A 14,434-nucleotide genomic window follows, 5' to 3' on the forward strand; every position below is an offset into this window, starting at 1 on the left:
CCCTTCGGTAGACAGCCGGTGGATAGTCGCCGGCAACGGCCCGTCTGCCTGTCAGGGATCAGATTCTTGAGCAACCAACTTGCAAGGGTATGCGCGCACATGGCCCTAGTTCAAAATTGAAAATTAGGGGGTAAGTACTGTATATCTCAGACGATTGTCGTGCGCTTTAGTAATGCCACGTTTGCTTTAGCAATAGCTATACATTTCCCAAAAAATCATTATGAAAAACCGCTCAGAAGAACGCGAAAATGATATATTTGTATCATGTCAGATTCGAAAGAAACATACAAATCCAAGACCGTCCATCACGGCAAAAACCTGAAACGGTTCCGTGAAATGTTAGGCCTTAAGCAAGAAGCATTCGTTGATAGACTTGGGGGCGATTGGACCCAACGACGAATTTCGTACCTCGAGGGCAAAGAAGTTATTGAGCCTGCTCAGATCGAGGAGTTAGCCAAGGCACTCAACCTGCCGGCAGAAGCAATTTTAGAATTTGATGAAGAAAAAGCTGTGTACAATATCCAGAATAACTACGAAGGAGCAAACATCCATTCGCAAAATAGCCAAAGTCCATACTATCAGTTTGGCGGTGACAATACTACAAACTCATTAGATAAGATTACCGAGTTAGTCGAAAAGAATGACGTGTTGATTGCAGAGACTAAACGGCTATATGAAGAACTTTTGAAAGCCGAGCGAGATAAGATTGCGTTACTCGAGAAGCTTCTCAACGAGAAATCAAAATAATCATCCGCCACCGAAAGGTGGCTTTTTTATTTTCCGATAAGGCCGATTTGCCTGGTATTTCTGAAATTTCCCTCAAATATAGATCATGTCTATAATCGATAGCTGTTAATAGAAAAAGATCATATTTCAAATACTCACTAATAGTCTCAAATTCATTACCCTGTCACTACACGTTGAACGAGTTTGAGTATATATAGATCTATTTGATAAAGCGCCACTCAAATGGCATCAAACGGTGCTTGGTATTTAGTTGATTCGTTTGCTTCATTTGCCTCTGTCAAAACCAACAAACAGATTTATGGCAACAGCAAACATCGTTACTGTGGAGGATCTTGAAGCTTTCAAAGAAAGACTGCTTCAGGATATTTCCGACATTCTCTCACAACGCAAAGGCGCACCCATGCGCGAATGGCTAAAGTCCAGCGAAGTCCGTCGCATACTGATGATCTCACCCAACACACTGCAGATGCTTCGCGTAAAAGGCAAACTACCATTCACCAAGATCGGCGGCGTATTCTATTATGCCTATAAAGACATCGCCAAGATGCTCGAAGAAAACAAAACCCAACCACCCGACGACCTCGCCACTCTCCTCGACAACGGCCCTGCTAAAGCGCGTAAGAGATCATGAACTACATCCTGCATCTCAACACCTGGATGGGCAACTTTGGCGATGACCAGCGGCTCAGAATGCAACACTACGCCCTATACATGGCCCTCTTCTTCGAGTGGAACCAAGCCCGCTTTCGCACCCCGATCATGATCAAGCGAGCCGAGGTCATGCGTAACGCCGGCATCGGCTCGGTCAACTTCTACATTCGCACCATTAAAGAACTTTCCGAGTGGGGATACATCTGCTACGAACCATCATTCCACCCTGCCAAGGGCAGCAGTGTCCACATGCGCAGATTCGATACTGGTGGCGATAAAGCTGACGATAATGGTAACGGCCAGGCTGACGACAATGGTTGCGATAATGACACTAACAACGGCGTCGAAAGCAATAGTGTTCGCGATAAGGGTGGCGGTAATGGTGCCGGCAATGCCAGCGATTATGGTCACAGCAACGCTACCGATAACGGTATCATAACCGATCAAGGTGGTGACAAAGGTGGTGGTAATGGTCGCGGTAATGCTGGCGATAACGCCCGAGAGACGTTATATATAAACAATACAAACAGTACAAATAATGCAAACAGTATAAACGGTTTAAACGAGTATGGCACAAGCAATGAAAATTCAAATTTTGTTAACGATCGGGTCGCGGACGCGAACCCGCAGGCAACTGGTACCGGTAATCATCATCGACAAAAACAAACAGCCGGGGCTGGGGGGCGCGGCGGCCGCGAAACCGCCTCGACCCCGAGCGCGATCCAGGAAGCCCAGGAATACTTCACCGAGCAACTCTCCACTGCCGCCGAAGCCGAAAAATTCTTCGACCACTACCAGGCCGTCGGCTGGGTAATCGGCCGAGCGCCCATCAAAGACTGGCGGGCCGCAGCCCGCAAATGGATCAAAAACGCTAAAAACTTTAACCATGCAAACAACAACACCCAACCAATTCCCGGCCCTCTCAACACTGGCCCAAAAAGCTACTCAAAGCCATTCTAAGCCCTCACCGGTTACCGGCACATCCCCGAATGCGAAACCCACCACCACAAGCGACACGCCTCACATTGCCGGGTACGACTTCACCTGGCTCATCCAGCAAGTCGAGCGCCTTGGCCAAAAACAGTTCGGTCCCAAATTCACCATACGCCCGGCTGACTACCCGGTAGTCCGCCACCTCCTGGTATACTTCCTCCAAGATACCCTCCAGGCCGATCTCTTAGGCATCAACCTCGAAAAAGGCATTGCCCTCACTGGCCCCATCGGCTGCGGCAAAACCACCCTCATGAGCCTGATGCGCCGCGTTCCAGGCCCCGACTACAGCTTCGTCCTCAAGGCCACCCGCGACATCTCCTTCGACTTCCAGCATGAAGGCTACGATATCATCCACCGCTACAGCCGCCAGTCGTACGACCTCCGCAAAGGTCCTAAAACCTACTGCTTCGACGACCTCGGGTCCGAGCAAGCCCTGAAACACTTCGGCAACCAATGCAACGTCATGGCCGAAATCATCCTCTCGCGCTATGACCGCTTCGTCTCCGAGGGCATGCTCACCCACATCACTACCAACCTCTCCACCGACGAGATCGAGACCATGTACGGCCCCCGTGTCCGAAGCCGCATGCGCGAAATGTTCAACCTCATCTCGTTCGATGACTTGCATAAAGATCAACGACAGTAGGCAAACCTTTCTATCCACATGAATCCAGCGCTCTCCCGACAGGAGGGCGCTGCCACATGGGTGCCGGCCGGCAACTGGCCCACGAAGGACTATTTTCGCAGTCTTCAACGCGTTACACAGCTCCGGAGCCGCCGAAACGGCCAGGTTAGAAGGAAAAAGTCGCATTTTCTAAAGATTTTCAATCCTCTAACGCCGGTTGTCAAGTTAACCGACCTAAAAACTTGTCCATCTTAAACTATGCCATTATCTTTATCGTTAATAGGAGGAGGTGTAGTAGCACAGAGGTTACTGGCAGCACCTGTTTCTAACAAACGTCATAGCAACATGTCTACCATAGCACAGTTAGTCAGAGATAGAATCGACAAACTCGATCCGGGAGCGGTGTTCGATTACGACACGTTAAAACTAAGTGCGTCCGAAGTCGGGTCGGTAGCCCAATCTTTGAGCCGGCTAAGAAGCGAAGGCGTGATTGAGCGCCTGGAGAAAGGCAAATACTACAAACCTAAAAAGTCTGCCTATGGCAGAATCCGGCCGAGCGAAAACGAGATCATCCAGCTCTTTACTCGAAAGAATAATAAATGGATCGGCTACCTAACCGGGCTGCTGGTATACAATAAATTAGGGCTGACCACTCAAGTATCAAACACGTTGGTTATCGCTACGCCCAATCCCAAGGAGCCTAAAGAACTCGATGGGTATAAGATCCGCTTTGTAAAAAGCAACGCTGACATTCGTGAGCAGGATATTCCTTTGCTACAACTATTAGATGCTTTTCAAGATATTAGCTCAATCCCCGATTCGTCACCGGATGAATCGTTGAAAGTTTTACGGCGAAAAATCAATGCACTCAACGATGCTGAAAAGAAACGCCTTCCGCGCTTAGTAAAGGACTACCGGCCAAGAACACGCGCCCTGCTGGGAGCTTTTCTGGAATGTTTTTTTGATGGTATAGCGACTACTGATCTGAAGAAAAATCTAAATAAGCTTTCTACATTTGAGCTAGGAGTTTCCGAAAAAGCACTTCCAAACAAAAGCTCCTGGAATATCAAATGACCTTCCATACCGCACCTGATTTCAAAGAGGCCGTAGAAGCCGCCGCCACCCATTATAAGCTCAGAGAAATTTTCATCGAGAAAGACTATTGGGTTACCCGTGTATTAAAAAACCTGGCGGAATCGCAATATGCCGACCACGTTGTATTTAAAGGTGGTACAGCGCTATCAAAAGCACATGGTTGCATCGAGCGGTTTTCCGAAGACATAGACCTGGCCATACTCAAACAGCCAGGAATCAGCGATGCAAAATTAAAGGCACTCATCAAAGAGGTGGAAACTTCCGTCACTGCCGGCCTTACATACTTTGCGCATCCGTCAGAACAGAAACGAGGCAGGAATAGAAAGACCTTCTATCAGTATGATAAAAAGATTGGCGCCGAAGACTTCGGCGCCGTAAAAGATCACATCCAGTTAGAGATAAATGCCTTCACGCAGCCCGTGCCGCACGAGAAGAAAGAGATTATCTCCATGCTCGGCAAGTTTCTTTCTCCGGGCTTTAGCGACCAGGTGAAACAATACGGGCTGGAGCCCTTCACCATCAACGTACTCACCCGCGAACGGACTTTCTTCGAAAAGTTACTTTCAGTCGTCCGGCTTTCTCACGATAGCCAGGCTCAGGTCTTGGGCAAACTCCGACATTTCTATGACATGTACCAAATTTTGCAACAGCAAGATTTACGCGGTCTGGTACTTGTAGATGAAAGCTTTGCATTACTTGACATGGTTCGTGACGACGACGAGGGAAATGGCACCTTCGCCGGTCCGTGGCTCCAGCTGCCCATGGCCGAGTCGCCGCTGTTCGCAGATCATGTAACCTATTGGAGCGGTCTGACTCCCCAATATGTCAGTGAACTTTCCGAACTATCATGGTCGGAAATTCCTGCGCCCGGCGACGTTGAACGAATGCTTGGTGAAATCAAGGAATTCCTCCAGCGCTATGATCGTCGTTAGTAGTAAAATAAAATATCAATACAAATAAAAGTAGATAGACCTAAGAATGGCCATTAAGAAAAGTGAACTTTACAGCAGCCTGTGGGAAAGTTGTAACCAGCTAAGAGGAGGAATGGACGCCAGTCAATACAAGGACTATGTATTGGCGATGCTGTTCATTAAGTATGTCAGCGATAAATACGCCAACACTCCGTTCGCGCCCATTACCATACCAAAAGGCTCCACGTTCCAGGACATGGTAAAGCTGAAGGGCAAACCCGAAATCGGCGACTTCATCAACAAAAAAATCTTTGCGCCCATCCGCGATGCGAACAAGATGAGTGATTTCGCCAACTTCAACGACGATGAAAAGCTCGGCACCGGCAAAGACAAGATAGATAAACTCACCAAGCTCATTGCCATCTTCGAAAACCCCGACCTTGACTTCTCCAAGAACAGGGCCGACGATGACGACATCCTCGGCGATGCATATGAATTCCTGATGCGCCACTTCGCCACAGACTCCGGTAAGTCCAAGGGGCAATTCTATACACCAGCGGAAGTAAGTCGTATCTTGGCCAAGATCATCGGCATCAACAAGAGCAACTCCACCGCCAGCACAACGATTTACGATCCAACCTGTGGTTCGGGCTCGCTGCTTATTAGGGCAGGCGAAGAGGCTGAGAAGGCGATAACCCTCTACGGCCAGGAAATGGACATTGCCACAGTCGCGTTGGCCAGCATGAACATGGTGTTACATAACCAGGCACAAAACCTGCACGGCATCCGCCAAGGCAATACCATTGCGGATCCAAAGTTCATTAAAAAAGCGGGCACTGACGAGATGCTCGAAACCTTTGACTATGCCGTGGCGAATCCCCCGTTCTCGTTCGCCAGTTGGACCAACGGTCTGATAGATGACAAAACGAAGGCTGTAGTAGATAGGTACAATCGCTTTGCCGGCTTTGGCATCCCTCCAGAAAAGAATGGTGATTATGCCTTTCTGCTGCACATCATCAAGTCGCTTAAGTCAAAAGGTAAGGGGGGTATAATCCTTCCCCATGGCGTTTTATTCCGTGGCGGCGCCGAAGGTGAAATACGCAAGAAACTCATCACGAAGGGATACATCAAAGGCATTATCGGCCTGCCACCCAACCTGTTCTACGGAACGGGCATTCCCGCCTGTATCATAGTGATCGACAAAGAAAACGTCGAAAAACGTAAAGGCATTTTCATCATAGACGCAAGTAAAGAATACATGAAAGACGGGAACAAAAACCGCCTTCGCGAACAAGATATCCACAAAATCGTAGATGTATTCAATAAGCAGCTGGAACTAGCCAAGTACAGCCGCATGGTTTCGCTCGCGGAAATCGCCGACCCGAAGAATGATTACAACCTGAATATCCCGCGCTACATCGACAACCAGGAAGCGGAGGATATTCACGACATCGAAGCACATTTATTGGGTGACATTCCCAATGCCGACATCGATGCTCTGGCTAAATACTGGGAAGTATACCCTACCTTGCGGAAGGATCTATTCTCTACCAGCAAGCGCAAGAAGTACAGTAAACTAAAGGTTACTAAAGAAGAAATCAATAACACGATATTTAATCATCCCGAGTTCTTGAATTTTATAAAAGAGCTCGATAAACTCTTCAACACCTGGCGAAAGAGGAGTACGAAGCAGCTCAAGGAACTAAAGAAGGGCTTTAAGCCTCGGCAGGTCATCAACGAAATATCCGAAGACCTGTTGAAAATCTATTCCAGTGAAGGTCTGGTCGATAAATACGACGTCTACCAGCATTTGATGACCTACTGGAATAGCACCATGCAAGACGACTGCTATCTCATCGCCGCAAATGGATGGAAGGCCGATCTATATAATATCAATAAAGGCAAGAAGGAAGTGATATTGGATAGCGATTTAGTGCCGAAGACACTGGTAATTGATCGCTTCTTTAAGGCCGACAAGAAGGCCATCGACGCCATGGAAGCAAAAAGGGAGGCACTAACCAGCGAAATTGAGGAACTTACAGACGAGTACTCTGGCGAAGAAGGATTCTTTTCTATGATGGATAAAGTCAATAGAATAATCGTATCTAAACGCCTTAAGGAGATCAAGAATGACAAAAAAAGCATTGACGAAATAAAAGCTTTGGAAGGTTGGCTGAGACTAGCAGATGAGCAAACTGCCGTCAAAAAAGAAATAGAAACGGCCGCTCTTCAGCTAAGCGATAGAGTAACTGAACGTTATAAAACTCTCGCGGAAGATGATGTGAAAATTCTGGTTGTAGATTACAAATGGATGGCTGAGATTGAAAGGAGGATGAATGAGGAAATGGATCAGGTAAGTGAAACTATTACGCTACGAATCACACAGCTCGCAGAGCGCTATGAATTGCCGTTACCACAGCAAAACGCGGAAGTTCTTGCACTGGAAAGAAAAGTGAATACTCACCTTAAGAAAATGGGATTTGCATGGTGATACAAAACAAAAATAAAGCTACCGATGCAGGTATAATACCCGTCGACTGGAATGTATTAACGATACGAGAGGCTTTTGATATTTTCAATACTCTGAGATTTCCGATTAGTGAGGATATACGAAAAAAAATGCCGGGTATTTATCCATATTATGGACCAACGAAAATTCAGGATTACATTAATGAGTATCGGGTTGAGGGTGAATATGCTCTAATTGGAGAAGATGGCGATCACTTCCTAAAGTGGAGGGAAATGCCGATGACTCAATTAGCACGAGGTAAATTTAATGTCAATAATCACGCTCATTTAATAAAAGGAAGAGAAGGTATTACGATCACCCAATGGTTTTACCATTATTTCAAAAACAAAGACATTTCACAATTTTTGACTCGCCAAGGCGCAAGTCGATACAAGCTATCGAAAGGAACTTTGGTCAACATTCCTTGTGCAATTCCACCAACCCTCCAAGAACAAGCCGCCATAGCCACCGCCCTCTCCGACACCGATGCCCTCATCAGCAGTTTAGAAAAACTCATCGCCAAAAAACGCAACATCAAACAAGGCGCCATGCAAGAGTTGCTTACGCCTAAAGGAGGGTGGGAGATGAGAAGATTAGGAGATATCTCAGAAATATACACTGGAAAAAAAAATAACCAAGATAAAGTTGATGGTGGTAATTATCCTTTTTTTGTTCGTTCTCAAAACATTGAAAGGATTAACACATACAGCTATGATGGTGAGGCAATACTAATCCCTGGCGAAGGCGGCATCGGAAATATTTTTCATTATTTTAATGGTAGGTTTGATTTTCATCAGAGAGTTTACAAGATCAGTGACTTTCGAGAGGGTTATTCAGTCAAATATATCTACAGGTTTATGTGCGAAAACTTTGGACGACACGCGATGCAAAACTCCGTTAAAGCTACAGTGGATTCGCTAAGACTACCAACCTTGCAGAACTTCAAAGTTCTAATACCCCCTACGATTGGTGATCAAATAAAGATATCTGCTATCTTAGGAGACTTCGATTCCGAAATAGCATTGTTAGAATCGAAGCAGAAGAAATACCAGGAAATCAAATCCGGCATGATGCAGAACCTCCTTACCGGCAAGATAAGACTACTATGAACAGCGAGCGCATAACCCAAAACCGTATAGTTAAACTATTCCAACAAGAGTTGGGTTATGCGCTCCTCTTCGAGGGAAATCTGCACGATCGCGCAGGCAATAGCAATATTGAAGAAATCCCATTAACATTATTTCTCCAAAAACAAGGCTACTCCAAAGAGCACATCTCAAAGGCGGTCGACAAACTCCACAACGAAGCAAACAATCACCAACGCGACCTGTATTTCAACAACATGTCTGTATACGATTTGCTTCATTACGGTGTATCTGTAAAAATGGGGACAGCCAAGCAGACCGATGCGATTTGGCTGATCGATTGGAAGAATCCGCTTAACAATGACTTTTATATTGCCGAAGAGGTCACCATAAAAGGTATCCATGACAAAAGACCGGACGTAGTATTATATGTAAACGGCATTGCCCTCGCCGTCATCGAGCTCAAAAAAAGCAGCAAAGACATTGGCGAAGGCATTCGGCAGAACCTGACCAACCAGCAGACGGAGTTTATCCAGGATTTCTTCAGCACAATCCAGTTCTGTTTTGCCGGCAGTGACAGCGAAGGCTTGCGCTATGGCACCATCGAGACCAGCGCCAAATACTATCTCACGTGGCGTGAAGATGAACAGCTATACGAGCCCGAGCTGCTGGACAAATATTTAAAAAAGATCTGTAGCAAAGAGCGCTTTCTCGAAATCATACACGACTTTGTTCTGTTCGACGACGGGCGAAAGAAGCTGCCGCGCTACCACCAATATTTCGGTATCAAAGCCGCCCAGCAGCACGTACTCCGGAAAGAAAGCGGTATCATCTGGCACACACAAGGCTCTGGAAAAAGCATCACCATGGTCCTGTTGGCCAAATGGATTTTGGCCAACAACCCGGATGCCCGTATTGCCATCATTACAGACCGCACCGAACTGGACGCTCAGATCAAGAAGGTGTTTTCCAATACCGGCGAGAAGACGATGGAACGCGCCAAAAGTGGTGAAGATCTGATGCACAAGCTCAGTCAGCCCTCCCCGCGACTGATCTGCAGCCTCGTTCACAAGTTTGGCAAAAGCAAAGACAAGCAATTCGATGAGTTCATTAAGGAGATAGAGAACAATCGACCAAATGTAAAAGGAGAACTGTTTGTGTTTGTCGATGAGTGCCACCGCACACAAAGCGGAAGGCTTCACAACGTCATGAAAGCCATTTTGCCCAACGCTGTATTCATCGGCTTCACTGGCACGCCGCTTTTAAAGCAGGATAAACAAACAAGCCTGGAGGTGTTCGGCAAATACATTCACACCTACAAATTCAACGAAGCTGTGGAAGACAAGGTCGTACTTGATCTTGTCTATGAAGCCCGCGACATTGACCAGAGAATAAGCTCACAAGACCACATCGACCTTTGGTTTGATGCTAAGACGAAGGGGCTAAACGACTTCCAACGGGCCGAGCTAAAGAAGAAATGGGGCACCATGCAGAAGGTGCTCAGTTCCAAAAGCAGGATGGGCAAGGTCGTGAACGATATCATCCTCGACTTTAGCGTCAAGCCCCGCCTGAACGACGACAGAGGCACCGCCATCCTGGTTGCCGGCAGCATTTACGAAGCATGTCAATATTATGAGTTGTTTCAGCTCACGCACTTAAAAAGCAAATGTGGCATCATCACCAGCTACAATCCTAGCACCCGGCATGTCGTAAACGAGGAGCTTGGTGAAAACACTGAAACCGAAAAGCAGGCCGTTTATAACATCTACACAAAGATCCTCGGCAAAAGAGCCACCGAAGAATACGAAGAGGAAACAAAGGACTTGTTCATCAAGCACCCCGCAAAGATGAAATTGCTGATCGTTGTCTCAAGGCTACTCACCGGTTTCGATGCGCCAAGTTGCACGTACCTCTACATCGATAAGTCCATGCAGGACCACGGTCTGTTTCAAGCCATTTGCCGCGTCAATCGCCTGGATACGGACGACAAAGAACTTGGCTATATCGTCGATTACAAAGATTTGTTTAAAAACCTGGTAAACGATAAAGGCACCGGAGCCATCCAGGTGTACACCTCCGAGCTCGCCTATGACCAGTTCAAGAAGGAAGATTGCGACATCCTGCTGCAGTCACGGCTGGAAAAAGCCCGTGAGCGGCTCGACACCGCGCTTGAGCAGTTGGAGTTAATTTGCGAGCCTGTTGCTAATCCCAAAGACGATGCCGCGTACCGCTATTACTTCTGCGGCAATACCGAGCTTCCGGAAGACCTCAAAGAGCGTGAGTTCTTACGACAGGAATTGTATAAGAAAACCGTCGCCTTCATCCGAGCTTACGCCAACCTGGCCGACGAAATGGAAGCAGCAGGATACAACGCCCACGAAATCCAGCACATCGACAACCGGCTTAAATTCTACATCGATCTACGCGAAGCCATAAAAAATGCCAGCGGCGAAAAACTCGACATGAAGGATTACGAGGCCGACATGCGTCACCTCATAGACAACTACCTGCACGCAGACGAACCGAGACAGATTTCCGAGTTTGAGAGCCTGTCGCTGTTGGAAATCATCACCAAGCTTGGGCTCGAAAAGGCCAAAGAGACCCTTCCGGAAGCGATCACTGCCGACCCGGCGGCGATGGCAGAAACAATTGAGAATAATGTACGCACCAAAATTGTAAAGGAACATCTGACAGATCCCGTATTTTTCGAAAAAATGAGTCTCCTGCTCTCGGAGATCATCAAGCAAAGAAAAGCCAAGGCGATCGACTACGAAGAATACCTCAAGCAGATTGCCGCCCTTGCCAAGCAAGTGCAAGAAGGTAAAACTTCCGACACGCCGAGGGAACTTGATAGCCCGGCCAAAGTAGTGTTATACCACTATTTTGACCAGGATGTTGAAAAGGCCCTGATGGTCCACGACGTCGTCGTGGAATATGCGCCGTCGGGCTGGAAGGGTGACAGCGCCAAAGAAAACAAGATCAAAGAAGTGATCTACAAAAAGCTAAACGACTTCGACGAAACCGTAAAAGTGTTTGACGTGATTAAGGAGCAGGGGGAATACTTAAAGTAGATATGGTTTTAGGCGACATCAAGATAGAACTGGTTCAAAAAAGCATCAAAAACTTGCACCTCAGCGTACTGCCGCCCCACGGTGACGTACGCATAGCTGCACCCATGCACCTAAGCAAAGAAACCATCCGGCTATACGCCATATCCAAACTCTCCTGGATAAGAAAACAGCGGAAGAAAATCCAAAGCCAGCGCCGGGAGAGCAAGCGTGAATTCATCAACAAAGAAACCCATTATTTCCAAGGCAGGAAATACCTACTTCGCATCATAGAGGCAAACGAGCCTGCCCGTATCGTCGTGAACAAAAAACATATTGATCTGCACATTCGGCCAAACACGCCAACCTCCCAACGGCAACGAATCATGAACCAGTGGTACCGCCGCGAGCTGAAAGAACTAATCCCTGCATACATCAAGAAGTGGGAGAAGAAAATCCCTGTAAAGGTTCGCGACTTCGGCGTAAAACAAATGAAAACCAAGTGGGGCACCTGCAACATAGAGGCCCGCCGCATCTGGCTAAACCTAGAGCTCGCAAAAAAACCACTGCACTGCCTGGAATACATCGTAGTACACGAAATGATCCACCTCCTGGAGCGCAAACACAACGACCGTTTCATCTCCTATCTAAACAAATACATGCCTGGTTGGGAAACCTATAGGGAAGAACTGAATCAGCTTCCCATAAGCAACCGAAATTGATGGAAAGGGTTAAAGCCATGATTGTCAACTCGGCATTTTGTTAATGCACAAAAAACTTACCGTTATTGCTTGCGGTCACACAACCAGATACACAAGATCATCCAAAATCTGATTTGGCTCAATTGAAATCGAAATACCCCCCTTGACCCAAGGGGATAAGAAATCGAGGCTGATAGAACGGAATTTCGATACGACTATTTCTGTCATTTTTAGTACATAACTACGTCGCGATGCCCTATCCGGCACCTCGAAATAGAATTGTATTTCTGAAACAGATTCCGACTCATGTTCAGCTTGTCTAACGTAAGTGTTATACAAGCAACAAGAATGCTTGTTGCTTGTAAATCAATCCGCCACTTGTGACCATTTGTATCGTTCTCGAAGCGACCGCCTTGAAGTTATATGAATATAACACCGGTTGAATTTAAAATGCCATCCCAAAAGTCGACTTATTGAACTGAGGGGACGGTTACTTGATTGATAGTCGTATATCTCAAAAGTGTTACAATATCGCCTCCTCTATTATTATAAACACAAGCGTTTGCCCCCCAGTAAAGATTATAAATAAAGTTACCAGGGGAGCCATCCGCTTCATTTCTTGAAAAATTTCCTGTCCCAGTAAACAGACGAATCCAGTCGCCTCTCCGAACTGCCAAATTCGGGAATACAAAAATATGACGAAATTCATTAGAGACCTGGCCGTCTGCTGTCAAGGTGCGGTCCACAAGAGCATATCCCCTTGTATTGACGTCGACATCAACACGAATCCAAACAAATTCCGCTTGAGGCGTTGTGCCGTTGACTACGCTGTGTAAAGTAAGAGACATAGTAAATACTTTTATGAAGGTAAAATTAAAGAGATAACTTATCAAACATTTATTAGGGTCATTATAAGAAAAAACTACATTGGGTGATTTTTTGAATAGCTATCATCAGCACGATATTCATACTCATCATCTCCATATACCATGTCCTGGTATATTTTTAAAGCTCTGGTAACTTTATCCTTCACATACTCTTCAGTCTCTCGATGATGGTCATTAAGTTCATTATTGTATATAAACCAGGCGATAGGATCTCGAAATAATTTTAGATTTACTTCTTTGCCAAAAATCTCCTCACCTAAAATGATGTCGTAGCAGTAAGTATTCGTAAAGGCCTCTCCAGTATAGGATCTATTTAAGATAACCAAAAAATTCGCTGTACTAAACAATTCAATATAACAATACAAAAGTTCCTTCTTAGGATCACCCTTAAGGAAAATAAGATTCGATATTTCCTTCTCGCCTAAAGAGTGAATTTCCATAAAAGAATAGTAGAATATGACAAATACATTTCTTTTTCCGGGATGGCTAACGTATTGAATTATATCCTGAATTAATTCTCTATTCCCTCCTTGATGGAGATAATAATTAACGGCGATTTTCGCAATCGCACGATGCACTTCGAAACCTCCAAGTGATCTATGACTGAAGTCAATTTTTTCATTCTGATACTCCTCTACTAACTTTAAATGTTTGATACTCTCCTCGACGTCAATCTCGGGAAAACGCCTTTTGAAGCCCTGAAGTATTGAGCGGGCCTGCTTTATATCGCGACAGGAAAATCGCACAAGTCTTCCTTCGTCATCAACTTCAATTTTAGGCCTAGGATGTCTCCATTCCAATTTCTTGTTCACTTGAATTTCCGTCTTCGATTCCTGCGTATAAGCAGTCAAATATCCATCAGGTTGCTTACCTCGATCGCGGTCAAAAGTAAATAACGTATGAAGCAGCAATTGCTTGTCTAATTCTCCTTCCAATTCACTACCCAATTCGCTATTGCACTTCACACATAGAAGGAACCAACTCGTGATCACACCGCCACAAAAATTAGGTATAATATGCTCTAACGAGGCATAGCGTCCTTTTTCAACATCTGCCAAACTTGCTTCTTCTTTTCTTAAAAGTGGTACATCGCATCTATAACATTTTTCTATCATAAATTCACTTCCTTGATCTAAATTTGACTCACTACAATTTAAAACAAATAATAAAGCCCATCTAGACT

General features: G+C 45.9%; 12 protein-coding genes. 10 read left to right on the forward strand and 2 right to left on the reverse strand.

The window, feature by feature from the left end; translation table 11 throughout:
* Positions 1-264 precede the first annotated feature (264 nt).
* From K7P01_RS18415 to K7P01_RS18460, 10 genes are all read left to right on the forward strand, one after another.
* Positions 265-747, forward strand: a complete 483-nt coding sequence (locus K7P01_RS18415) for a helix-turn-helix domain-containing protein (protein ID WP_267295738.1) — start codon at positions 265-267, stop codon at positions 745-747.
* A gap of 298 nt (positions 748-1,045) precedes the next feature.
* Positions 1,046-1,378 carry a helix-turn-helix domain-containing protein gene (locus K7P01_RS18420; RefSeq protein ID WP_267295740.1) on the forward strand — a complete coding sequence of 111 codons (333 nt, stop codon included), beginning with the start codon at positions 1,046-1,048 and terminating at the stop codon, positions 1,376-1,378.
* Positions 1,375-2,358 (forward strand): hypothetical protein, encoded by a 984-nt coding sequence (locus K7P01_RS18425; RefSeq protein ID WP_267295742.1) that lies wholly within the window; start codon positions 1,375-1,377, stop codon positions 2,356-2,358. The genes K7P01_RS18420 and K7P01_RS18425 overlap by 4 nt, the downstream gene beginning before the upstream one ends.
* Complete coding sequence (locus K7P01_RS18430; protein WP_267295744.1) at positions 2,285-3,037, forward strand: P-loop NTPase family protein; 753 nt, start codon at positions 2,285-2,287, stop codon at positions 3,035-3,037. Before K7P01_RS18425 ends, K7P01_RS18430 begins: the two co-directional genes overlap by 74 nt.
* Positions 3,038-3,361: 324 nt before the next feature.
* On the forward strand, positions 3,362-4,090 hold the full coding sequence (locus K7P01_RS18435; protein WP_267295746.1) for a type IV toxin-antitoxin system AbiEi family antitoxin domain-containing protein: 729 nt from the start codon (positions 3,362-3,364) through the stop codon (positions 4,088-4,090).
* Positions 4,087-5,043, forward strand: a complete 957-nt coding sequence (locus tag K7P01_RS18440; protein ID WP_267295748.1) for a nucleotidyl transferase AbiEii/AbiGii toxin family protein — start codon at positions 4,087-4,089, stop codon at positions 5,041-5,043. The genes K7P01_RS18435 and K7P01_RS18440 overlap by 4 nt, the downstream gene beginning before the upstream one ends.
* 46 nt (positions 5,044-5,089) lie before the next feature.
* Complete coding sequence (locus K7P01_RS18445) at positions 5,090-7,513, forward strand: type I restriction-modification system subunit M (RefSeq protein ID WP_267295750.1); 2,424 nt, start codon at positions 5,090-5,092, stop codon at positions 7,511-7,513.
* Positions 7,507-8,640: a restriction endonuclease subunit S gene (locus tag K7P01_RS18450; RefSeq protein WP_267295752.1), complete on the forward strand. Its 1,134-nt coding sequence runs from the start codon at positions 7,507-7,509 to the stop codon at positions 8,638-8,640. The genes K7P01_RS18445 and K7P01_RS18450 overlap by 7 nt, the downstream gene beginning before the upstream one ends.
* Entirely contained in the window at positions 8,637-11,687 is a 3,051-nt protein-coding gene (locus K7P01_RS18455) for a type I restriction endonuclease subunit R (protein WP_267295754.1), read from the forward strand. Before K7P01_RS18450 ends, K7P01_RS18455 begins: the two co-directional genes overlap by 4 nt.
* 2 nt (positions 11,688-11,689) lie before the next feature.
* Positions 11,690-12,385, forward strand: coding sequence for a M48 family metallopeptidase (locus tag K7P01_RS18460; RefSeq protein WP_267295756.1), 696 nt, complete (start codon positions 11,690-11,692; stop codon positions 12,383-12,385).
* Between the two features lie 449 nt (positions 12,386-12,834).
* Here the strand turns inward: K7P01_RS18460 and K7P01_RS18465 are convergent, their stop codons facing one another.
* On the reverse strand, positions 12,835-13,212 hold the full coding sequence (locus K7P01_RS18465; protein ID WP_267295759.1) for a hypothetical protein: 378 nt from the start codon (positions 13,210-13,212) through the stop codon (positions 12,835-12,837).
* A 74-nt stretch (positions 13,213-13,286) separates the two neighbouring features.
* Positions 13,287-14,366 carry an HNH endonuclease gene (locus K7P01_RS18470; protein WP_267295761.1) on the reverse strand — a complete coding sequence of 360 codons (1,080 nt, stop codon included), beginning with the start codon at positions 14,364-14,366 and terminating at the stop codon, positions 13,287-13,289.
* Between the last annotated feature and the right edge of the window lie 68 nt (positions 14,367-14,434).

This window comes from Parachryseolinea silvisoli (assembly GCF_021190955.1).
GTDB classification, from domain to species: domain Bacteria; phylum Bacteroidota; class Bacteroidia; order Cytophagales; family Cyclobacteriaceae; genus Ohtaekwangia; species Ohtaekwangia silvisoli.